Below are 23,352 nucleotides of genomic sequence, written 5' to 3'. Positions count from 1 at the left end.
ATTGCTATGATAAAAAATCAAATAGCAATCATGGCTGCGAGTTTCGCTTTTACTTTTGCCTCGAAAATGCTTTCACTAATTTCAAGTCATTTAAAAATTGGTGAATCACTTACCCAGTATTCTACTGTGGGTTTACCAATCAGAGAAAATAAACGACTTGAGGATATTTTAGATAAATCACCACCTTCGGCCCTTATTGGTGTATCAATTCGCCCTGAGGCCTCAATTGTGGCTAAATATAAAACTGCTGGTATCCCCATTATTTTAATTGACGAAGAGATGTCCGGTGCTTCAACTGTTGCTAGCGATAATTTTATGGGGGGATATCTTGCAGGCGAGTATTTAGTAAAAAAACAAAGGAAAAAAATTGCTATCGTTTCTGGACGCATGCAAATTGAAGGTGGATACAACGCGATACAACGAGTGAATGGCTTTAAAATGGCCCTAGAAAAAACTGGGTTAGCACTACCACAAAATCAAATTTTTGAAGTAAGAGATTATTCATTTAATGATGGTACAAAGGTAATGGCGCAAATAATTGAATCGCACCTTAAAATTGATGCTATTTTCTGCGCAGCTGGTGATGAATGTGCCAAGGGGCTACTTAATACTGCTTTTAAACAAGGAGTAAACATTCCAGAAGACATTTCTATTATTGGTTATGATGATATGGAGTTAGCTAAAACTTCAAATCCACCTTTGACTACAATTAGACAACCTTTAGAAGAAATGGCAACTTCAGCATACGATATGGCAACTGTTAATCGTCTCGAATTAATAGACAAACCCAAAAAAGCTTCTTTTAAACCTGAGTTAATAATGCGAGCATCCGCTTAAATATTATCTCATATACCTCTAGCGCCTATCGTTCTTATCAGCCACTTTTAGATTATGCAAAAATTAGACTATGCCACAGTGTTACAACTGCTTTTTACACGCACTAACCAAGGAATAAAACTTGGTTTAGAAACCACGCAGGCACTATTGCACGCTCTTGGCAATCCCGAACGACAAATGCGGCACGTTGTAATAGCCGGAACAAATGGTAAAGGCTCGACTAGCAATTTTATTGCCTCAGCACTGCAATCTGCGGGTCACTGCGTCGGGCATTACACTTCACCACATTTATTGAGATTTACTGAGCGAATACGCATTAATTCAGTTGAAATAAATCATGATGATGTAGTGCGTCTTTATATGAATATCCGGCGAGCTGAGAGTGCCTGCCCGCGACCTGCTACTTTTTTTGAAATCATTACGGTTATGGCGCTACTAGCTTTTGCTGAAGCGAATGTAGATATCACGGTAATGGAAATTGGCTTGGGTGGCAGATTTGATGCGGTAAATGTAGTTGATAAACTGCTTGCGGTTATTACTCCTATCTCCTTAGATCACATGCAATATTTAGGTAACAATCTTACCGCAATTGCTAATGAAAAAGCAGGGATAATTGGACGGCACACAGTAGTCGTGACTAGTCAACAAAAACCTGAAGTTCTTGCGGTACTAAAGAAAACCGCAGCTACACAAAATGCTCACTTAGTCATGGCAACTCAAGCTCAAAAAAATACCGATAAAATTAGCATAAATCATGCAGCAGGCATGCTTGAATTTAAGCATACCCCTATCGCCGCATATCAACGTGAAAATCTCGCAACTGCTTGTACGGCTATTCGTGAACTAGTCAAACTTGGGGTCGCATGTCCTGATGCGGCAATTTATCGCGCGGTATCCGACTTTCAGTGGCCAGGACGTTATCAATGGATAGACGGTAAACCCGATATTTTAATAGACGGTGCTCATAATCCCGCTGGTATTAAAGCATTATTGTCTGCAATAGCAGAAGACTCTCGTATAGGTAATAAACCTGTGCACACTGTAGCTACTATACTTACAGATCGTCCTTATGAACAAATGCTGTTGCCAATATTGACGCGTAGTACAACGCTTCATTTAACCACAATAAATAATTCTCGCTCACGTACTTATACAGAACTTAAAAAACTTGCACCAAAGGCCTTTGTTTATTCAAATGTAAATGAGGCTATATCTCAAGCTAAAGCACATGCTATAAAGAATAATGGCATTGTCTTAATATGTGGTTCACTTTTTTTAGTAGCAGAAACTCTCGCACTTTTACAAAATCAAAAACGTGACCCACTAATTAATGGATAGATTGCTGATATGACTATTCAATCAACTGCCAGCTCGCTTGAAACAATCAAAACAGTCGAAATGTTGATATCTCTTGCAGCAAGTCTTAACCATGCGATTGCGCGCCTTAAAATAGAATATAATTAGGGGGTGTTCCTGAAGTAGTGGTAATTCATGAATTGCCACTTCGGTGTACCTTTTCTCTAGTATTTTTAAACAGTGCAAATTTGATTGCTATTTTTTTTATTTCTGTATATTCTGAAATATCATAAGGAACAGTCATGAGTGACAAATTAATTTTAACACCGGCGGCTGAAAAATTTATATTACATTGGGGTGAAATGGGTAGCCGCTGGGGAATAAGTCGTAGCGTCGCCCAAATACAATCCCTGCTGTATGTATCTGAGCGCCCTTTACATGCTGACGAAATTGTTACTACTCTGAGTTTGGCGCGTTCAAATGTAAGTACTGCATTACGTGAATTACAAACATGGGGTTTAGTACGAGTAGTTCATCTTCCAGGTGATCGCCGTGACCACTTTGTTACTATTTGCGATGCTTGGGAAATGTTACAAACCGTTGTTGCTGAAAGAAAAAAACGAGAAATTGATCCCATTATTCTCTTGCTACGCGAATGCCTTGCCGAAATCAATTTTAAAGGTGAACATGAAACTTTAGCAGTCACACGCATACGCGAACTTTTAAGCTTTTTCGATACTGCGGTCGATTTCTATGAGCAAATCAGCAGTATGCCTAAGGCCAAATTACAAAAAGCAATGAAATTAGGACGTCAACTTGTTAAACTACTGACAAACCCGTCAGCTAAAACCAAACAAAAATTGCAAAAAAAGGAAAAATAAAATGCGCAAAATTACTATAGTTGCAACTGGTTTCTTAACCATAATGGGTATTGGTCATATTGCCTTTACTCCAAAATATGCTCCTGGGATCACCGAACAAGCAGCATGGTTTTCTGGTTCAGGTTTAGTATTAATTATTCTTGGTCTACTAAATGCCGCGCGTTTATGGGGTGATAGCAATTTATCCATAATGAATCATCTATGTGCTATTGCAAACCTATTAACACTTACATGGATAATTTTTGTTATTGCTGTCTTGCCAGTGCATCAAGCATTTTTTGTAGCAATTTTATTAGTAGTATTAGTAATTTCGACATTTATACCTAACAAAATAGCTAAACATAATTGTTAACTTTATAACAATTTATATTATTACTATGACGATCTTATAATGACTTGCTCAAACAGCATGTTTCGTGCAATGCGGGTATCACTATGGATTGTCAAAAACTTGTACGTATTCCTGAAACTGGGGTTAAAGGCCCTGTAGTAGTAGCCATTATGGATGGGGTAGGTATCGGTAAAGGCGACGAAGGTGATGCTGTCGCTAAAGCACACACACCAACACTTGATCGTATTGCGCAAAATAGCCTGACCACTCAATTAGCAGCTCATGGATTAGCTGTTGGTATGCCTAGTGATGAAGATATGGGCAACAGTGAAGTTGGCCATAATGCTCTCGGTGCTGGTCGTATCTTTGACCAAGGCGCTAAATTAGTTCAGTCAGCTATTGAAAGCGGCAAAATATTTGCCGGCGAAGTGTGGCAAAATCTAATCACTCACATAAAGCAACATAACACCGCCTTACATTTTATCGGACTGCTTTCAGACGGTAATGTGCACAGTAATATAAGTCATCTTATACACATGATTCGTAAAGCTGATAACCTTGAAATAAATCGTCTTTACGTACATGCATTGCTAGACGGTCGTGATGTTCCGAAAACCAGCGCCCTTGAATACGTCGACCAGCTTGAAGCAGTGCTTATCGAAATAAATAAAAAGGCAAATCGCGAGTATAAAATTGCTTCTGGCGGCGGGCGTATGGTGACCACCATGGACCGCTATCAAGCTGATTGGACTATTGTTGAACGTGGTTGGCAGACACACGTATTAGCAAATGGCCCCAAATTCGTAAGTGCCCGGGCTGCAATTGAAGCTTATCGCAAAGAAAAACCAGGTATTCTCGATCAAGATCTTCCGCCATTTGTGGTTGTTAATGGTAACGAACCTATTGGCCCAATAAAAAATGGTGATGGTGTAGTAGCTTATAATTTCCGTGGCGATCGCATGCTTGAGTTAGTGAGCGCCTTTGAAAACGAGCAGTTTAATAAATTTAATCGTGGTCCAAAGCCTGATGTTTTTTTTACCGGTATGACCCTCTATGATGGTGATACCAACAGCCCGAATAAATTTCTTGTAGCACCACCAGAAATTACCTGTACCATCGGTGAGTTACTTGTTGATGCTGGTGTTGTCCAACTTGCGACAAGCGAAACGCAAAAATATGGTCATGTTACCTATTTTTTCAATGGCAATCGTTCAGGATATTTCAGTGAAAAATTAGAAAAATACATTGAGGTACCGTCAAATGCACCACCATTTGATGAGAAGCCTGAAATGAAAGCATTTGAGATATCTCAAACATTATTGCGTGAACTCGAGGCTCGCGATTATAAATTTTTACGTCTTAATTGGGCTAATGGCGATATGGTTGGGCATACCGGCAATTTCGCTGCAACGGTAAAAGGTGTCGAAGCTGTCGACCAAGCACTTGCTATGTTAATTGACCCTGTGCTTGCACGTGGCGGAGCTCTGATAGTAACCGCTGATCATGGCAATGCTGATGATATGGGTGAACGTCATAAAAAAACTGGTCAACTATTACGAGATGAAAATGGTCTTATCATACCTAAAACTAGTCATTCGCTTAATCCCGTGCCCTTTCATGTTGTTTTATCAGAACAAGATCGAAAACGTTTCACGATGACCGATGTTAAACATCCAGGTTTAGGTAATGTCGCAGCAACTATTTCTGTACTATTAGGATTTAAAGTACCAGATATTTATCTGCCGAGCATTATTCAACAAATAAGCCAGTAATATTACCTTGATAGATTATAAAAAAAAAAGTTTTGCTAAAGGTATAAATACTGCCAGCGAATTCTGGTACACTAATTAGCATCTGGAGAAATTCGTGGATCATAAGGAGAGTATTGCACAGTTAATTGCTACTGTACTTGATGGTACAGAGTTACACTTTCATGTTGATTCATATCGTATCGAAGAAAATCTCGAAAGTGGACCTCTTACTGTACAATGTAATATTCATGATGAACGCAGTGGCAATCGTTCTGTTATCACTGGTAGTGGCGTAGGTGCCATTGATGCAATGTTTGTTGGTATAGTAAATGTATTTGCCAATGAATTTCCATCACTTAAATCACTAAGAGTTGTTGACTTTTCAATTAAGACTGACGTAAATAGCGGCAAACAAGCGACCCGCTCCGATATGGCTGCTATTGTTACTCTTATTATTGCTAATTCTGAAGGTCGCGAATATTCGTTTAGCCATGCTTCGCAATCAACAACTCATTCTTCACTTGCTGTTGTTCTTCAATGTACTGAGTTTTTCATAAACAGCGAACGCGCTTTCATTTCTGTTTATAAGGCACTGCAACATGCTCGTGAAAATAATCGTCCTGATTCAGTAACACTCTATACTTCACAATTAGCAACATTGGTCGAAGCCACATCATATAGTGAAGTTATTGAACAAATTCGAAGCACTGAATTGAAAAAATAAATATTAGCTGCTTGAGTTATCCATGGCTAAAGTATTAGTACTACAACATACTCCCGAAGAGAATTTAGGTATTATTACTGAAGCACTTTTAGGGCAAGAACATCAATGGCAATATGTCCGTTTATTCGCTGGTGAATCTATTCCCAATACTCTTAATGCCAATGGTCTGATTGTGTTAGGTGGGCCAATGGGGGTTTATGATACGTCTAAATATCCCTTTCTCAATAATGAAATCAGACTAATCAGCCAATCACTTAATGAAAACAAACCTATCTTAGGCGTATGTCTTGGTAGTCAATTAATTGCCGCTGTTTTGGGCGCTCGGGTGTATAAAAATAAGGTCAAAGAAATTGGCTGGTACCCAATACAAATTGCTGCAGACATGAGTACTGACCCTTTGTTTGGTACTATTAAACAAAACTTTTTTGCTTTTCATTGGCATGGGGATACCTTTGATTTGCCTAGTGGCGCGGTATCTATAGGAAGTTCAAGTGTTACAATGAATCAAGGTTTTCGTTTTAACTCTAATATTTATGCTCTACAATTTCATCTTGAAGTTACTCAGACAATAATTAATGACCTATTAAAAACGTTTCATCATGAATTACCTGAAGCTAAGACTAGTATTGAAACTATATCCTCAGATACTCAAAAATATCTTGAAAATATGCAAACAACTGGTCGCAAAATATTTAGTAATTGGGCAAAAATGCTTTAAATACTAATACCTGCTTAAGGTGCCAAACACTAATTTTAAGATGACCATTTTCATGGGCATGACGCAAAACTAAAAATGTCAGGAAATACTTGCGTTGGATCTACAGTCCGTTAGCCGTTAAACCGTTAGCCCGTTAGCCGTTTATTAGCACACCCAAACTAGTTGTTACTAGTGGTTGATAACTACCGCCGTCGCTTAGAACTGATAACCCATGCTATTGTATCTATACCTGCAAGTAAGAAGGCAAAAGGTATTAGCACATAACTTTTAAAAATTGCCGCAAAAAATAAAAGCAACCAAGGAAATGTAAAAGCAACTAACCACAACCATGACGGTTGCTGCTTAAAACGTTTATAAGAAAAAGCAAAATTCACAGCACATATAAGCGGCGATGCTACTAATAATAATATAGTTAATGCAGCGCCTAGATGCATTTCATGCTCCGCAAACTTAAGGTTACCTAAACGCTAATAGTATAGCTCCACCTGCTAAATATTATTTTTTAAAAAAAGACCTACGCGCACTCAGAAAGTTTAGATGTCTGCTTTTGGTTAGAAATATAGGCATCAGCTGCTGCAGCAGCTTGACGACCTTCTGCGATTGCCCATACTACTAATGAAGCACCACGTGAGACATCGCCAGCAGCAAAAATATTTGGCACCGAGGTGCAACTATCTTTAGTGGCTACATTACCACGCGCATCACGCTCAAGGCCCAATTGTTCAATTAAGTTATTTTCAGGGCCAACAAAACCCATGGCGAGTAGTACTAAATCACATGGAATTTCAAAATCACTGCCGGGTATCTCTTGTAATTTACCCGCTTTCATCTCAACACGAACTGCAGAAAGTGCTCGAACTTTGCCATTTTCACCGAGAATCTCTTTGGTCATTACCCCAAAGTCTCTAGTTCCACCCTCTTCGTGAGATGAAGAGGTACGCATTATCAAAGGCCATTCAGGCCATGGGTTATTCGCGCTACGGGTATCTGGTGGACGCGGTAATAACTCAATCTGTTGTACAAAAGCTGCTCCTTGTCGCAAAGATGTACCTAAACAATCAGCACCAGTATCACCACCACCAAGGATAACTACATTTTTTTGAGTAGCTAAAATTGGTTCTTCAGTAACCTCTAAACCACCATTACGTCGGTTTTGTTGCTTTAAAAAATCCATCGCCAGGTACACGCCCTTTAACTCTCGCCCAGGCACATTAAGATCACGGGCACGGCGAGCACCAATAGTTAAAACAATAGCATCAAAACGGGTAAGCAGTTCTTTACCACTTAATGAATTACCAACATCTGTATTAGTAACAAACACAACGCCTTCTCGTCGCATTTGATCAACTCGACGTTCAATAAGTTGCTTGTTGAGTTTATAATCAGGAATACCGTAGCGTAACAAACCACCTAAAACATCATCACGTTCAAAAACCGTCACACTATAACCAAGACGAGCAAGTTGTTGTGCCGCGGTGAGTCCTGCAGGGCCAGAACCAATTACGGCAATACTATGTTCGATACGAACAGGAGCAACTTGTGCTACTAACGGTACTGACATATCAACATTATCAGCGATGAATCGTTCTATGCTTTTTATGGTTACCGGTATATTGTCAATATTTAATACGCATGATGCCTCACAAGGTGCTGGACAAACTCGACCGGTAAATTCAGGAAAATTATTTGTTGCATATAAAGCTTCAGTAGCTTCGTTAATTTGGCCGCGAAAAACTCGATCATTAAAATCTGGGATTAAATTATTTAATGGACATCCCCAATGACAAAAAGGAATACCGCAATCCATACAACGGCTGGCTTGTTTGCGCAGTTCAGCCTCAGGAAGTAAATTTTCAAACTCATTATAATCACGTAGACGCTCAGAAACTGGACGACTAGTACCCTTTCGGCGCTCTACATTCATAAATCCTTTTGGATCACCCATTGTCTACTCACTCTTGGCTCTTATTTTCTTTATAATTAGAGCCGTTTGATTGCACTTTAAATTACTAATCAACTAATTTAAGCCGCAGAACGGGCTTTTAAAGCTTGACGATATTCACTTGGAATAATGCGCAAGAGCTTTTCTGCAACTATCGTAAAGCGATTAAGGTAATCGCGCGCCAGCGGACTTTGAGTACGCTGAACATGCTCCTCTAGTAAACCACGAACTAAAGCTAAATCGTTTTCATCAGCTTTCTCGATATCAGCAAGAATATTTGGATGGCAGCAAGTTTTAAACTCACCTGATAAATCAAAAATATAAGCTACCCCACCGCTCATACCAGCGCCAAAGTTGCGACCGGTTGCACCCAAAACTATAACTGTACCTCCGGTCATATATTCACAACCGTGATCACCTACACCTTCAACTACTGAAACCGAACCACTATTTCGTACAGCGAAACGTTCACCAGCCCGGCCATTAAAAAAGGCTTTACCGCTGGTAGCGCCATACAGCACTGTATTACCAGCAATTACCTGTTCTTCGGGTTTAAATGGTGAACCTGCTGGTGGTTTAAGGGCTAAAATACCACCTGATAAACCCTTGCCAACATAATCGTTAGCATCACCTTCAAGATTTAAAGTAATGCCAGATGCTAAGAAAGCGCCAAAGCTTTGACCTGCGGTGCCCTTGGTATTAACTACTATCGTATCATCAGTTAATGGCTCATCAGCATAATGTTTCACAACTTCACTTGAGAGCATGGTGCCAAAAGTTCGGTTACTATTTCTAATACTAACATCAATTTTTACAGGTTTACGATCACTAAATACTGACTTAGCCTGATCAATTAGCTTATGGTCTAATATATTATCGATACCATGATCTTGGCTTTCACAATTATACAACGGTGCATCTTCAGAAATGGTTGGTTTGTATAATACCTCTGAAAAGTCTATACGCTTTTGCCGACGTGTTATGTTCTCAGTTTTTGGAACGATTTGCTCAACACGACCAATTAAATCTGCAAAATGTTTAACCCCCAAAGATGCCATAATAGTTCGTACTTCTTCGGCCACAAAGAAGAAGTACCTAACAACATTTTCAGGAGAACCGCGAAAACGAGCACGCAGCACTGGATCTTGTGTTGCTATCCCAACCGGGCAAGTATTTAAATGACACTTGCGCATCATTACGCAACCATTCGCTATTAATGGTGCCGTAGAAAAACCAAACTCTTCAGCTCCTAGTAAAGCAGCCATAATAACATCACGACCGGTGCGCATCTGCCCATCGACTTGCAATCTAACTCTACCTCGCAAGTTATTTAGCAAGAGAACCTGTTGAGTCTCGGCAATACCTAACTCCCAAGGAACCCCGGCGTGATAAATTGAAGTAAGTGGCGAGGCCCCAGTGCCACCATCATGCCCAGCAATAATAATAACGTCAGCATGAGCCTTAGCAACACCTGCAGCAACAATACCAACACCAGCTTCAGAAACTAACTTAACACTAATACGTGCCTGCGGATTAACATTTTTAAGATCAAAGATAAGCTGTGCTAAATCTTCAATAGAATAAATATCATGATGTGGTGGTGGTGATATTAAAGTTACCCCGGGGGTTGAATGTCTAACCTTAGCGATAACTTCATTAACTTTGTGTCCTGGTAGCTGACCACCTTCGCCTGGCTTTGCACCTTGAGCAACTTTAATTTGCAAATCATCCGCATTGACTAGGTATTCTACAGTAACACCAAAACGACCAGAAGCCACTTGCTTTATACTCGAACGACGCCAATTGCCGTTGGCATCCGGTTTAAAACGTTCGCTATCTTCTCCACCTTCACCTGAGTTAGAACGCGCACCAATACGATTCATTGCTACCGCTAAACTCTCATGCGCTTCTTTTGAAATTGAGCCAAAAGACATAGCGCCAGTAACAAATCGTTTGACGATTTCTTTTGCAGTCTCTACTTCTTCAATAGCTATTGGTTCATTTATTGGTTTAAAATCCCAGAGTGAGCGTAGTACACTAGGTTGTTGTTCGTTGATCGATTTAGCAAAGCGATCATATGAATCCTTATCTGATAATTGTACCGCCTTTTGCAATGAAGCAACGCTTTCAGGATGCCATAAGTGATATTCACCAGTACGTCGATAATGATGACTAGCGCCGGTGCGCATACGTGAAAGCGGTCGATTGCTAAAAGCATCATTATGACGCGCAAGAGCATCTTCGGCGATTTCAGTCAAACCGATGCCTCGAATACGTGACGTAGTGCCGGTAAAATATGTATCAATCACTAACTGGTCGAGGCCAATGGCTTCGAATATTTGGGCACCTTGATAGCTCGACAAAGTCGAAATGCCCATTTTTGCCATTACTTTAAGCAAGCCCTTCTTAAATGCTTTTGTGAGATTTTGTGTTGCTTTCTCTGGCGTTATCTCTGCCCCTAAAATGTTCTGCCGAGCTAATTGCTCAACTGTGTCAAAAGCAAGATACGGGTTAATTGCCCCCGCCCCATAACCAACTAACAAAGCCATATGCTGCATCTCATGGGCTTCACCAGTTTCAACCACGATACCACAACGTACTCGTAAACCTTTACGCATTAGTGAGTGATGAACAGCCCCTAGTGCTAACAAAGTAGGGATGGCCATATATTCTTGGCTTATCTTACGGTCGCTTAGAATAATAATGCTTGTACCTTTTGTAACCGCAACACGTGCTTGTTCACATAAATCATCAAGAGCGGTTTTTAAATTTTCTTCAGGGTCACCTTTGCTTTTAAACAACATATCAATCGTGGTTACAGTAAAATCAGCAATGGGGTTATCCCGAAGTTTTGCTAACTCAAGATTAGTCAAATACGGATGCGGTAACCCAAGCATACGGCATTGGCGTGGTGTCTCTTCAAGCAAATTGCCTTCGCCGCCAACTTGTGAAACTAATGACATAACTACTTCTTCACGCACTGGATCGATAGCGGGATTAGTTACTTGCGCAAAATGTTGCTTAAAAAAGCTAAATAGTATTTGTGGCTGACGCGAAAGCACCGCTAATGGAATATCAGTACCCATCGAACCAACTGGTTCTTCACCATTAATTGCCATAGGAGTTAAAAGCATGCGCTCACTTTCTTGGGTATAACCAAAAATTAGTTTGCGCTTTTCTAATTCTACTTCGTTGTACTTTGGCATTTCGCAAGTAGGAGTAGGAAGTTGTTCAAGTTCAATTTTATTATGATTTAGCCATTGGCGATATGGACGACGTGAGGCAACCTCACGCTTGATCTCTTCGTCAGAAACAATTCGACCTTCTTCAGTGTTAACTAAAAACATTTTGCCTGGTTGCAAACGCCCTTTAACCATAACCTTTGTGGGGTCAAATGTAAGAACGCCATGTTCACTAGCGAGTATGACTATGCCATCTGAAGTAACTACATATTTTGCTGGGCGTAAACCGTTACGATCAAGAGTTGCCCCAATTAATCGACCATCAGTAAAACCTAAAGCGGCTGGACCATCCCATGGCTCAATAAGACAACCATGGTACTCATAAAAAGCCTTTTTCTCGTCGCTCATATGTACATCGTTATTCCAAGCCTCAGGCACCATCATCATCATTACGTGTGGCAAGGAGCGGCCAGAAGCAAAAAGAAAATCAGCAACGTTATCAAAAGCACCAGAATCAGAAGCCCCCGGGCGAACTATGGGGCGAAAATCAGCGACAAGCTCTTTCCAAATATCGCTCTTTAAATGCCATTCGCGAGCTTCCATCCAAGTTTTATTACCGCGTAAAGTATTAATTTCACCATTATGCGCTAACAAACGATATGGATGCGCTAACTCCCACGATGGAAAAGTATTGGTAGAAAAACGCGAGTGCACCATGGCAAGCTTGCTTACTGTACGCTGATCTTCTAGGTCTTTATAAAAAGTGCTAAGCTGCTCAGCAAGCATTAAACCTTTATAGATAACCGTTCGGGCTGAACATGAAGCAATATAAAGACCTTCACTTGCTAAACTGCTAGCACGGTTGCGAATCATATACATTGTTGCATCAAAAAGCTCTGCAGTGCATTTTCGTTCAACAAATAAATGACGCAAAAAAGGTGCTCTACTACGAGCAATAGGGCCAAGCGCGCTAGTATTAATAGGAATATCGCGCCAGGTAATAATCTTTTGACCATAATGTAAAACAGCTCGTTCGACAATTGCCTCTACAGCTCGTCGACGTGAAGGCTCTTGCGATAAAAAACAAGTAATGACCGCGTAATTACCTGCGCTCGGTAATTCAATGGAGTGTTTTCGTTTTAACTCTTCACGATAAAAAGCATCTGGTATTTGCAGTAGAATACCTGCACCATCACCTGTTTTAGGATCGCTACCTGCAGCGCCGCGGTGAGTCAAATTGCGCAATATCTCAAGTGCATCGAGAACGATTTGATGGGTTGGCTCTTTATTTAGTGTAGCGACAAAACCTAAACCACAGGCATCTCGCTCAAAAGAAGGGTCATATAAACCTTGGCGTTGTGGTAATGGCATACTGACTTTACTTTCTCATTTAGAAAAAAGCTCAAAATTACACACTGTAACCCTGAGATATTTAGCAAAAATGCGACGCTTGGCAATATGGGTGCGACAGAGTCATACACCGAAAAAGCAACCTAAATATATAAATAAGCTCTATTTCAAATTTCTGCTAGATCTCGTGTAAATTTTTCAATAATGTCTCGAAATTTGAAACATAATTGTTGCTTGCCACCATAGGTGTATCACTAGATTTTACCGCTAAAGCCAACACGTGCTCTAAGCTTGGATATAAACATGAAAATTGCCAGTTTTTATGACAATCTTCAATATCTGAAGTGAAATTAACACTAATTTCTTTATTAGCAAATGTAAAAATAACATTTTTTAACGATAATGTTATTCCTAAGCCGCGTGCTTTAAAATAAGCTTCTTTTAGTGTCCAATAGGTTAGAAAACGCTTTTTTTGTTCTTCTTCCCCTAATTTCAATACATCCTGCGCCTCACAAATAGCCAAAAAACGATTGGTCATATTCGTTAAATCTATTTTTCTTCCCAACCACTCAATATCAATACCAATATCATTACGGTTGGTAACTGCGAGCGCTAACATACCGGAAGTATGTGACAAATTAAAACGCAAGGGGGGCATAGCTTTGGTTTTGCTAATTTCAGGCCTTCCATGCTTTGTAACTAAAAAATGCAAGTCACATGGATGCACGCTGCAATAACTTGATAAAGTTAAACGCAACCATGCTCTGCTGATAATAAACTGTCGCCTAACATTAGGATGGCTAATACTTTGTAGTTGATCTGTTTCACTAATAGATAAAAGTGCAGTCGCCTTAGTTAATAGCACCTTATTGACTTGAGGATTTTGCGCTTTAGTATCATTAAAAATATGAAGATCTACATCTCCTTTTGCTAATATTCGCATGAGCATCCAATTATACGATTAAAGAAATATATTTTTAAAAATTAAACTCGTTATAATAAACAAGTCGGTTATAATTGAAATAGAAAAAACTAAATCCTTACGGTATACTAGAGAAATTGGAAAAACAATATCATGGGCCGTACATGGTTATTGACGTTAGCTCCCCACAACTAGTGCCAGATGAATTTAACATATTGTTATGTAAAGACTTTTATAGTTTTTCACTATTCTCCTAGCTATCACAAAAAAGTCGACCGCTTCTTTGAGTATTAAAAAATTTTGAATGCATTAGCGACCCTGTCCCATTTGAGACTGGCTAAACCTTGATATCTGAAGTCTTAAGCGGACTTGTGATATGATTAAATCTGGCGCTGTAAGGTCCATACCACTGCCACTTTTGTCGTGCTGGTCACAATTCATTGTGCTTTGCAGATAAAGGGTGGCGCATACCATAGAGGACCCCGTGTACCATTGCCTGTCAACTCTCATCACCCTTTATGTTTCGGCTTCTTCACCTACGTCGGCGAGCACACCCGCGGCAACGATGGCGCGTGATATTGTTGAGAGAGTGCAGAGCTCTATAGGCTCGCCACTACCCATAACAGTGCTCGGCCCTATTAAGAGTCCACCTGCAACTGAAGGGTTTGCTGCGCGTTTTCGCGCTGAGTTCGAAATTGGCCTCATCGGCGCTGGTCTAAAGCTTGTTGATAAGAAGGCACTAAAACAGGCGCTTGACGAAGCAAGCATCGCACAGGAGAATGCAAGCGACTTCACAGAGCTCGCGGGCGCGCTAGGCGCGCGTCTCATCATCACTGGCTCAGTGACAGGTTTGGGAGAGACAACCCGTGTGCAGATTAAAGTAATCGAAGTTGCCACAGGCCGAATAATTGTCAGTAGCGCCGCGCCCCTTGAACTTGCCCAAGAAAAAGCGCTGTCACCTCACCTCAGCCTTGATGGCCAGCTACGTCGCCTCTCTGACAATCTGGCAGAGGGCCTAGCCATGCTACGCGGCGAGACGCGCTACTCACGCTTTGCCGTACTCCCCTTTGACGAGGCTGGTGAAACAACCAAGCAGAAGCAGCTCGGCCTGTTAGTTAGCTCGGAGCTAACAACCCTTCTGGTGCGCGATCACGGCATCATGCTAGTCGAGCGCACGCAGCTAAACCGTATCATCGACGAGTTGGCTCTCGGACAAAGCGGTCTTTTCGATAAAGAACAATCAGTCGAGGTCGGCAAAATAGTGGGCGCTGAAGGCCTGATTATCGGTACTGTGTCCGAGGTTGGCGACTACTATGCAGTTGACGCCCGCGTGGTTAACGTTGCCGATGCCAAGGTAGCGCACACTACTAAGGTCAACTTACCGGCAGCAGATCTCGTTGCTCTCTCTTCCGAGGCAGTAGTGCTACGCACGCGCGCAGGCGCTGTCTATCGCTCGCTGTTGCTACCTGGCTGGGGCCAGACTTACAACCGCCAGCCCATCAAGGGCGCTGTTTTAGTTCTCTCCGAAGTAGCCGCTGCCGGCCTTGCGGTGGGATTTCATCTGCGCGGCAACTCTTTGTATGACCGCTATCATAAGCTCGACGCCAACGCCTCGTCTGAGATGTTCGCCAAACGCCTCGACGATGCCAACAGCGCCTACACCATACGCAACGCCTTTATTTGGACCCTAGTCGCTATACACGTGGTGAACGTCATCGACGCCTTTATTAATGGCACAACATATGGTTCTGCCCTGCTCGCAGGAGAATAACATGTCGCGCACTATTCATTACATCATGTTCACGGTGACAGGCCTGCTCCTTGCTGGTTGCGGCTCTAATCTGCCTGCTGACAATCGCTTCGACCCGCAGGGCACTGGTGAGAAGGCCAAGGGTCGAATCATTGGTGTCGTCTACGTCGAAGGGCTTAGTACTCAGGGTGAGTTGGCAGTGCATTTGACTGACAGCGCAGGCGCTGAGGCTGCGCCGGGTTTACTGACAGCTGACGATGGTACGTTTGCCAGTATTGAATTGGCGTCTGGCACCTATCGTGTCTCGGTAGATGTACCAGTCGGTAACATCCCTATTCAGATTAACGATGTTAAAGTATATCCAGGTCGCACCACCGATGTGGGACTGTTAACGTCGCTTCAGGCGCCGGCAACTGGGCGCGTCTTCGGTCGTGTCACCTTGGCTAACGCGACAGCCAACCTCGCAGCGGTGCGCGTTGCCGCTACTCGCATAAGTGATGACGTAACCGAGACCCGGGTAACCTCATGCGATACCAGCGGTAACTACTCTCTTGGTGCTTTGCAGGCCGGCGCTTACGAGGTCCGCGCTGATCTGTCAGGCTTCACGCCTGATGTCGTGAGCATCGACATCCCGGCTGCTGGCAGCGACACTCAGGCTCAGACAGAAACCTGCGGTGCCTCTGGTTGTGAGGCTAGTGAACTCAAGCTCTACCCGGCCTCTGCGGTATTGCGTTTCTCTGTTTCGACGGCGTCTGGCGAAGTTCTCGGCGCCCCTTATACTCAAAATCGCAACGTGAGCCTCGTCATGCTGGCCTTCGGTGGTGTCAATGAAATGCGTTTCTCTGAATCGCCTGATTTTATCGAGGGGGGCATCGAGGTACTGTTCCGTGATTACCTCGCCGAGGTACCGGTTACCCTTAGCGATGGTGAGGGCGAAAAGATCATGTACGCCCAGTTTCGCGTCATGAGCGCCACCGGCGTCGAGCGCCTGCGTACCGAGACTTATCATACGTCGGTAATTTACGATGCCACACCGCCGCTGGTGGTCTCGCTTACCGCGGCCCCGAGTGCGCTCAGCTGGGACGGGAAACGTTACCTTACCACCGATCCGAGTAGCGTACCCGTTGAGGTCGTGGCGTTCGATCCATATTCCCTAGTAGCTGGTGTGAAGCTGCTCGTCGAGGGAGCTGATAAAGAAGCGCAACCGTATGTGCAGTTAAGCTCAACCTCGGCGAGTATGACATATTTCGATGTTGTCTCGTTAAGTCCGAGCGACGGGGGTAAACAGATAGGGGTTATCTTAATAGACGGCGCCGGCAATGCTTCTGCCCTCACCAGTACGATGCTAACCATTGATACTACCGGCCCGACAGCCGCCAGCGTCGTTATCGATAGCGGTCTTGCTTATGCTGTAAGTCGCAATGTCTGGCTTACACTCAACGCTACCGATGCCCTGGCGGGAGTTGCCAACGTCGCAATTGCCAACAATAGCATTGACTGCACGACTGCTGCCTACGAACCTTTCGTCTTTAGCCGCTCTTGGACTCTTGAACTTGGTGATGGCACCAAGCAAGTATGGGCCTGCTTTAAAGACGGGGTCGGTAACACCACCACCGCTAATAACTCCATCATCCTCGACACTACGCCGCCAGGAACCCCAGACTTGACTGTCGACGAGCTCACTGACCGCTACACCACCGTGCACTGGTCAATACCAAGCGACATCGACCTTGCCGGATTTACCCTCGAGCGGCGGCTTGACAACGAGGGGTCCTATACGATCGTTGCCGCGGCCCTGTCGCCTGGCGTTACTTCGTACACGGACCTCATCGATGCGGCAGATCTCGGCCACGCCCGCTATTTCCGCATCCGCGCCTTTGACACGCATGGTCTTTACTCGTCTTACTCGATTGACCTGCGCGCCGGTGTGCCAACGGGGCGGTCCACTGTTACCTACATGAATCCCTATGACCCCGACGAGCGTGCTCTTGGCTGGACGCGACCGGCGGGCACAGTGCTGCTACTTGGCACCTATCGCTATACCGCACCTGATGGTACTGTGATGGAGACGGCGCTGCCCACGAACGCAGTCTTCACTAGGCTGCAAAGCGACCGCGAAAGATACAACGAGCAACTAGTGCTGCTTGGACAGAACACCGACGCCACGCTCACCTGGCAAACCACCTTTAACTTTGGCTCTCAACGACAAACGCTCACCACGCTGGGGACTAACTGGCTGGATGCCCGATTGGCTCTCGCGCCTGATGGTACCCCGCACATCATATGGGGCAACACCGATCCGAGCTGGAGTTTCTATTATCAAAAGCTCGATGGGACTAGCGATCCGGTTCTGCTCGAGAGCAATGCCGATCGCTATGCCGACGTAGCTGTCGACGCTAATGGATTGGCGCATGTGGTGTGGATGCACCACAGATCTTCGCCTCTCGAATATTACCTATATCATCAAGTCATGGACGGGGTTAGCACGGCCCAGCTAATCAGTAGCACGGCTTATACGAATGTACGCATTGCCATTGATTCCAATAACATCTCTCACATCGTAGGGTGGGCGCAGTCGGGCGCTAACCTCGCCTATGTCAAGGTCATCGGTGCTAGCCCTACCGTGGAGATTCTCGACACTACTAATGATGTTGGTCGTGCTCCTTCTATTGCCATCGATAAAAACGATATCCCGCATATCTCTTATCAAGATTGGACAGCTAAAAGCCTGAAGTATCTTAAGAAAGACGGCACGGCAGTTCCCCAAACCCTTGATTCCTCGACTGTCGTGGGTTCCGTGTCATCCATCGACATCGATCCCACCAATGAGATCCCGGTGATTGCCTACCTCGACAGCACCAATTCCCAGGCCAAGCTCATACGCATAGGCAGTCCCGCAAGCGTCATCGCGAGCAATGTTGTGGGGAACATCCAACTAGCGGTTGATAATTGGGGTGTCGCCCACGTGAGCTTTGTCGGAACCTCTGGGGCCCTGCGATATTTCGTCGTGGATGGCGTTGATACTCCCCGCGACATCGATAGTCGTGGCTTGCCCGGACAACACGGAGACATGGTAATCGACGACCTCGGTCGCCTGCACTTTTTACATCGCAACGAGGATACCAGCACGCTAGAGTATGCTCGCTTGGAGTCAGCAGGAACGTGGGCAAGAATCGCTGGCTCATCGACGGTCTCTTCAGACTATGTCGACATCGCGGTTGACAACACTAACACGGCAACGGTGGTTCACATTATTGACTGGGGTACGCTGACCACGACCAAGGTTGCACGCCGCAAAGAAGTTGTCACGATTGATGTACCAGGAAGCTACCGCTGGCCGTCTATCGACTTTGATGCCCTGGGGCAAGCACATATCGCTTACCATGACTACAACAACACCAGACTTAAATACTTCCGCACGGGGCTATCACCCACCACGCTCGATAATAGTACCGCGGTCGGAGTGCCGAATGACATCGCGGTAACGGCAGAAGGCATAGCCCATATCACCTATGTCGACAGTACCGGTATTCTGAAATATATTCGCTCAGACACCGGCACAGCGGAGATATTCGATAGCACTGCGCATTCCTATCTTTTACCATCCATCGATTTAGATCCAGGTGGCGTACCACACGTGGCCTATGCGTTCTATAAGGACCAAGCGATATATAATACCCTCGCAGGGCAACCGGCTACTCTAGTGGGAATGAGCTCAAATGTCGCCATCGCCGTCGATGCTCATGATATCGGGCATATTGCTGGTCAAGATAACAGCGGCACAAGTCTCACGTATGTGTCCAACTGTACACCACCGCAGTGCAACGCTGAGACGCTGGATCAGTCTGTTGATGGTACCGCCTCGTCGGTTGCCATCGATATCGATGCTACCGGCGTGGCCCATATCGCCTACTTCGCGCCTGACTTTGACAACATGCTCGGCTATCTCCGTGTTGATGGTATGAGTCGCCCGCAGCGGCTCTTGACCAGGTCGGCAGTGTGCCCGGTCTTAGGTAGCTGCGGTGATATGCAAAGCCTGGCTATGGAGCTTGATTCAAGGGGAGTCGCCCACATTGGTTTATACACCTTTGACGGCAGCGATATCGGGCAAACCGTTTATGCCCACGGCCAGTACGCCCAAAGACTCAACGCAGCAAAAATCAATGAAGTGGTTATTCCCGCGGTCTGCAAAGATAGTGAGTTCTTCGGCCCTGACATGATTGGCTGTGCCGGAACGTTTACTTGGAGTCAGCGCTCGGCAGTCTGCACCAGCGCCGGGCTTACTGTTTGTACCGCCCAGAACTGGGTCGACCGCCACCGCCAACTCGCTCCTCAGTATAACTACTGGACCGACGATGCCTTGCAGCGTGCTGGAACCGGCACCGGTGACTGCTACGTGTCGACCACAGGTGGTACCGCCTGCAGTCCTGCCACCGCCCCCATGCGCGTTTGCGCTGGTGCTACCGACACGCTAGGTAATGCCTGCACCTGGTACAACTGCGGGCGCGAAGTAGCATCGCCCAATGAGTATTTTGGCGGTTGTGATGGCAACATCACGGCCGGTGTGCTCTGCTGCACACCTTAATGGTACTGTGATAGAGTCATACTAATTATTGGAATAGGGATCTGATTCTAGATTAATTTATATTTTACGCCAATCTTCTATTGATAAATTTGCAACACGTTGAAATTCTTTTGTATTGGCTGTGACCAAAATTAAGCCATGACAGCGGGCAATAGCGGCAATCATGCAATCTCGATCACCAATCATATTGCCTTGTTTTTCAAGATCTGCGCGTATTTCACCATAATGCTCAGCAGCTTCTTTATCAAAAGGTAAAATACGATTGCAAAATGGTTTTAAAAAATAATCCCATGCGTGAAGTAAACGAGATGGATTTATACTTTTTAATGAACCAGTACGGGCTTCGGCGATGGTTATTGCACATATGTGTACCATAGCTGGGGAAATTTTTTGCAACCGTTCAGCAATAGCAAAACTATTTTTGAGAACGTAAGAACAAGTGTTTGTATCTAATAAGTAACTCATAGCCAATCGAACTCATCTTCGATTGCTTTAGGTATTTGATCAATGGGACGTTCCCATTCGTTATCTTTAATAGTTGGCATTAATGCCCAATAATCAGGAGGCCAATTATTAGGTTCGTAAGGTTCTAGTAATACACCGTTACCATAATGGCGAATTATGACTTCTTCACCCTTAAAACGAAATTCTTTTGGTAAACGCACGGCTTGCGAACCCCCATTATTAAATAATTTTGTGATGCCAGTGCTCATGTATATATTAGTATATACAAAACTAGCTGTTTCTGTCAATATGTCAATACATAAAAGCTGTGCAATGCCAAACAATAGGCACCCAAGTCGGCGGACGGTCTTCAAACGCCTGCCGCCGTGCCAAAGGCACCGGTCTACACAACTAAAATTTCGAAGCTCTATCACACGGCCTCGCAAACTTGCTGTCTTGTGCTTCGTGGGATGAGTCACCCCATCCTGCATGCAAGACTCACTACCGACTTGGTGGCTAACCATTAATCGGACGGGACTTTCACCCGTTGGGCTGTTTAGCGAGTTTTCGACACCTCCTTTCTACCTCGCGCGAGGCTTTCCTGACGCAATGGCACTTCATTTTTGGGGGCGCTACGCATATAATGATACCAACGCTGATAGAGTGGGGCGAAATATCCGATGAGTATAATTGCGGCTACTGTGAATATAATGTAACTAACTTGGTAGAGTATATACGAAATATTTTTAAATATAAGCCATGGTATGGCCGCAAGCAAAACCGATGCTCCTAGCGCTACGATATAGTCGATAGGCAAACGACCGAGCCAAATACCATTGTGCCACCAGATCATACCTTTGTGAAAACGCGACCAGCCATAATGAGGATTAAGTAAAAACCAAAGAAAATCCCAAGTGGCATTCCACACTAAGTAGGTAGTAACGACACGTATCTCAAAGCCCCAAGACCAAGATTGGCCAAACGCCAAACCCAAATGAAAGCTAAAAAACGGAATTAAAAACATTACCATGTGGTAACCGGTGAGCGGTTTACCCGACAATACAAAAGCGAAAATGCGGGCATACCAAGGAGTACGACGAAACCAGGTAGGTAAATTTGCGGCCCAGCCATTTTTGCCTTCGATCTCGATTTCAACCAACGCAAAAAGCAAGGCATAGATAAACAACAACGAAAAACGGGGCAAAAGAATAAATAATTCTTCTAAATATGCATTAACGATATCGAGCATGCCTACCTCAATGCCAATATATATGATATGTCATCCAATATGCGAATTCTTTATGGTGTTGTCGGAGAAGGCATGGGGCATGCTATGCGCTCGCGCGTAATTTTAGATGCCCTATCACAAAAACATGAAGTGCAAGTCGTAGTATCAGGGCGAGCCCATGAATACCTGGCCAAACGAGCTAGCGAAGTGTTATCGATTAAAAAGATTTGGGGTTACACCTTAGCTTATCAAGACAATGAGCTACAAAAATGGCGTACGGTAGTACAAAATATTAAAGGTGCATTAAACGGACTGCCGCAAAATATCCGTGCTTATTTCGAAATTAACGAAAAATTTCAACCTGATGTAGTGATTTCAGACTTTGAAACTTGGAGTTACCTTTTTGCGGTACGCCATGAATTGCCAGTGATTTCGATTGATAACATGCAAATCATTAACCGCTGCACCCACGCGCCCGAATTGCTCGCAGGTTATGAGAGTGATTATCAACTAACAAACGCCATAGTGAAGGCTAAAGTGCCTGGCGCATTTCATTATCACATAACCACTTTTTTCTATCCGCCGACCCGCAAACCAAACACTACTTTGCATCCACCAATTTTACGTCCCGAAATAATAAATGCACGACCAGAGGCAGGTGAGCATTTACTGGTATACCAAACTTCAACTAGCAATACATCCTTGCCTGAAATTTTGCAGCAAAGCGGTCGCGAATGTCGTATTTACGGTATGCGTCGCGAGATAACTTATGAAATTGTTGAAGGCAATCTACATTATCGACCATTCTCTGAAGCGCAATTTATCGACGATTTGCGCACCGCTGCCGGGGTAGTGGCAAGTGCTGGCTTTACTTTAATGGGCGAGGCGGTTTATTTGCATAGGCCCATGCTTGCCGTACCTATTAAAGGGCAATTTGAACAAGTATTAAATGCGCGTTATTTAGAACACGAGGGTTTTGGGTTGGGTGCTGATACCATCACCAGCGAACGTCTTGGCCAATTTATCGAACGCATACCTGAGTACGAGCGCAAATTAGCTAATTACAAACAAGATGGTAATAAAGATTTGCTTATAAGTTTAGAAAAGACTCTCGCATTAGCTAGTGATGCCAAATGATGAAAACAAAAACATTATAATTAAATGACCTAAGAGGTTTTTAATGCGAAAAATGTATTATATCATAAGTATAATTATCTGTATGTTTACTGTATTGCTTATACCAAAGAAGATTTAGGTGATTATAGTTATTACACCGATATAGATAAAAAAATATCGGAATATCTAACGATGGTAAATATATAGAGCCCCCCAAAAAACCACAAAATTCGGTGCCAGATGGTAAGTTCTCAAAAAGTCTGGGCGAAACAAAGAATGTCATTTCGACTGCAAG

Annotated in this window: 17 protein-coding genes; 10 read left to right on the top strand and 7 right to left on the bottom strand. The window is 43.8% G+C overall.

Annotated elements, in window-relative coordinates; translation table 11 throughout:
- The first annotated feature begins 6 nt into the window (after positions 1-6).
- The 7 genes from JW841_03800 (at position 7) to JW841_03770 (ending at position 6,538) form a co-directional block, all read left to right on the top strand.
- The gene (locus tag JW841_03800; GenBank protein MBN1960045.1) at positions 7-837 is read left to right on the top strand and encodes a substrate-binding domain-containing protein; all 831 of its coding nucleotides are present in this window, start codon (positions 7-9) and stop codon (positions 835-837) included.
- A 54-nt stretch (positions 838-891) separates the two neighbouring features.
- Complete coding sequence (locus JW841_03795; GenBank protein ID MBN1960044.1) at positions 892-2,175, top strand: bifunctional folylpolyglutamate synthase/dihydrofolate synthase; 1,284 nt, start codon at positions 892-894, stop codon at positions 2,173-2,175.
- Between the two features lie 260 nt (positions 2,176-2,435).
- Entirely contained in the window at positions 2,436-3,014 is a 579-nt protein-coding gene (locus JW841_03790; protein MBN1960043.1) for a MarR family transcriptional regulator, read from the top strand.
- Position 3,015: 1 nt separating this feature from the next.
- Positions 3,016-3,366 carry a hypothetical protein gene (locus JW841_03785; GenBank protein MBN1960042.1) on the top strand — a complete coding sequence of 117 codons (351 nt, stop codon included), beginning with the start codon at positions 3,016-3,018 and terminating at the stop codon, positions 3,364-3,366.
- A gap of 83 nt (positions 3,367-3,449) precedes the next feature.
- Positions 3,450-5,117 carry a 2,3-bisphosphoglycerate-independent phosphoglycerate mutase gene (locus tag JW841_03780; GenBank protein MBN1960041.1) on the top strand — a complete coding sequence of 556 codons (1,668 nt, stop codon included), beginning with the start codon at positions 3,450-3,452 and terminating at the stop codon, positions 5,115-5,117.
- Between the two features lie 94 nt (positions 5,118-5,211).
- Positions 5,212-5,820: a hypothetical protein gene (locus JW841_03775; GenBank protein ID MBN1960040.1), complete on the top strand. Its 609-nt coding sequence runs from the start codon at positions 5,212-5,214 to the stop codon at positions 5,818-5,820.
- A 22-nt stretch (positions 5,821-5,842) separates the two neighbouring features.
- Positions 5,843-6,538, top strand: a complete 696-nt coding sequence (locus JW841_03770) for a gamma-glutamyl-gamma-aminobutyrate hydrolase family protein (protein ID MBN1960039.1) — start codon at positions 5,843-5,845, stop codon at positions 6,536-6,538.
- Between the two features lie 182 nt (positions 6,539-6,720).
- Here JW841_03770 and JW841_03765 read toward each other — a convergent pair whose 3' ends face one another.
- From JW841_03765 to JW841_03750, 4 genes are all read right to left on the bottom strand, one after another.
- A complete protein-coding gene (locus JW841_03765) occupies positions 6,721-6,972 on the bottom strand; it encodes a hypothetical protein (protein MBN1960038.1) in 252 nt (83 codons plus the stop codon).
- Positions 6,973-7,052: 80 nt separating this feature from the next.
- Complete coding sequence (locus tag JW841_03760; GenBank protein ID MBN1960037.1) at positions 7,053-8,483, bottom strand: glutamate synthase subunit beta; 1,431 nt, start codon at positions 8,481-8,483, stop codon at positions 7,053-7,055.
- 77 nt (positions 8,484-8,560) lie between these two features.
- Positions 8,561-13,033, bottom strand: a complete 4,473-nt coding sequence (gene gltB, locus JW841_03755; protein MBN1960036.1) for a glutamate synthase large subunit — start codon at positions 13,031-13,033, stop codon at positions 8,561-8,563.
- A 157-nt stretch (positions 13,034-13,190) separates the two neighbouring features.
- On the bottom strand, positions 13,191-13,955 hold the full coding sequence (locus tag JW841_03750) for a 4'-phosphopantetheinyl transferase superfamily protein (GenBank protein MBN1960035.1): 765 nt from the start codon (positions 13,953-13,955) through the stop codon (positions 13,191-13,193).
- A gap of 604 nt (positions 13,956-14,559) precedes the next feature.
- Here JW841_03750 and JW841_03745 point away from each other — a divergent pair.
- Both JW841_03745 and JW841_03740 read left to right on the top strand, forming a co-directional pair.
- The gene (locus tag JW841_03745) at positions 14,560-15,705 is read left to right on the top strand and encodes a hypothetical protein (protein ID MBN1960034.1); all 1,146 of its coding nucleotides are present in this window, start codon (positions 14,560-14,562) and stop codon (positions 15,703-15,705) included.
- A 1-nt stretch (position 15,706) separates the two neighbouring features.
- A complete protein-coding gene (locus JW841_03740; protein ID MBN1960033.1) occupies positions 15,707-20,269 on the top strand; it encodes a carboxypeptidase regulatory-like domain-containing protein in 4,563 nt (1,520 codons plus the stop codon).
- A 57-nt stretch (positions 20,270-20,326) separates the two neighbouring features.
- Here the strand turns inward: JW841_03740 and JW841_03735 are convergent, their stop codons facing one another.
- The 3 genes from JW841_03735 to JW841_03725 all read right to left on the bottom strand — a co-directional run bounded on the left by JW841_03735 (position 20,327) and on the right by JW841_03725 (position 21,962).
- Positions 20,327-20,734 (bottom strand): type II toxin-antitoxin system VapC family toxin, encoded by a 408-nt coding sequence (locus JW841_03735; GenBank protein MBN1960032.1) that lies wholly within the window; start codon positions 20,732-20,734, stop codon positions 20,327-20,329.
- Complete coding sequence (locus JW841_03730) at positions 20,731-20,982, bottom strand: AbrB/MazE/SpoVT family DNA-binding domain-containing protein (protein ID MBN1960031.1); 252 nt, start codon at positions 20,980-20,982, stop codon at positions 20,731-20,733. Before JW841_03730 ends, JW841_03735 begins: the two co-directional genes overlap by 4 nt.
- Positions 20,983-21,269: 287 nt before the next feature.
- The gene (locus JW841_03725; GenBank protein MBN1960030.1) at positions 21,270-21,962 is read right to left on the bottom strand and encodes a hypothetical protein; all 693 of its coding nucleotides are present in this window, start codon (positions 21,960-21,962) and stop codon (positions 21,270-21,272) included.
- Positions 21,963-22,001: 39 nt separating this feature from the next.
- Here JW841_03725 and JW841_03720 point away from each other — a divergent pair, with 39 nt between their 5' ends.
- A complete protein-coding gene (locus JW841_03720) occupies positions 22,002-23,078 on the top strand; it encodes a teichoic acid biosynthesis protein (protein MBN1960029.1) in 1,077 nt (358 codons plus the stop codon).
- Positions 23,079-23,352: the final 274 nt, after the last annotated feature.

Source organism: Deltaproteobacteria bacterium (genome assembly GCA_016931625.1).
Classification (GTDB): domain Bacteria; phylum Myxococcota; class XYA12-FULL-58-9; order XYA12-FULL-58-9; family JAFGEK01; genus JAFGEK01.
This window is presented reverse-complemented; position numbering and strand designations above follow the sequence as displayed.

Excerpts from the sequence above, each read along its gene's own strand:
- JW841_03740 (MBN1960033.1), top strand. The coding sequence starts at position 15,707 with ATGTCGCGCACTATTCATTACATCATGTTCACGGTGACAGGCCTGCTC.
- JW841_03765 (MBN1960038.1), bottom strand. The coding sequence starts at position 6,972 with ATGCATCTAGGCGCTGCATTAACTATATTATTATTAGTAGCATCGCCG.
- JW841_03760 (MBN1960037.1), bottom strand. The coding sequence starts at position 8,483 with ATGGGTGATCCAAAAGGATTTATGAATGTAGAGCGCCGAAAGGGTACT.
- JW841_03725 (MBN1960030.1), bottom strand. The coding sequence starts at position 21,962 with ATGCTCGATATCGTTAATGCATATTTAGAAGAATTATTTATTCTTTTG.
- JW841_03720 (MBN1960029.1), top strand. The coding sequence starts at position 22,002 with ATGCGAATTCTTTATGGTGTTGTCGGAGAAGGCATGGGGCATGCTATG.
- JW841_03790 (MBN1960043.1), top strand. The coding sequence starts at position 2,436 with ATGAGTGACAAATTAATTTTAACACCGGCGGCTGAAAAATTTATATTA.
- JW841_03785 (MBN1960042.1), top strand. The coding sequence starts at position 3,016 with ATGCGCAAAATTACTATAGTTGCAACTGGTTTCTTAACCATAATGGGT.
- JW841_03735 (MBN1960032.1), bottom strand. The coding sequence starts at position 20,734 with ATGAGTTACTTATTAGATACAAACACTTGTTCTTACGTTCTCAAAAAT.
- JW841_03750 (MBN1960035.1), bottom strand. The coding sequence starts at position 13,955 with ATGCGAATATTAGCAAAAGGAGATGTAGATCTTCATATTTTTAATGAT.
- JW841_03730 (MBN1960031.1), bottom strand. The coding sequence starts at position 20,982 with ATGAGCACTGGCATCACAAAATTATTTAATAATGGGGGTTCGCAAGCC.
- JW841_03770 (MBN1960039.1), top strand. The coding sequence starts at position 5,843 with ATGGCTAAAGTATTAGTACTACAACATACTCCCGAAGAGAATTTAGGT.
- JW841_03800 (MBN1960045.1), top strand. The coding sequence starts at position 7 with ATGATAAAAAATCAAATAGCAATCATGGCTGCGAGTTTCGCTTTTACT.
- gltB (MBN1960036.1), bottom strand. The coding sequence starts at position 13,033 with ATGCCATTACCACAACGCCAAGGTTTATATGACCCTTCTTTTGAGCGA.
- JW841_03795 (MBN1960044.1), top strand. The coding sequence starts at position 892 with ATGCAAAAATTAGACTATGCCACAGTGTTACAACTGCTTTTTACACGC.
- JW841_03780 (MBN1960041.1), top strand. The coding sequence starts at position 3,450 with ATGGATTGTCAAAAACTTGTACGTATTCCTGAAACTGGGGTTAAAGGC.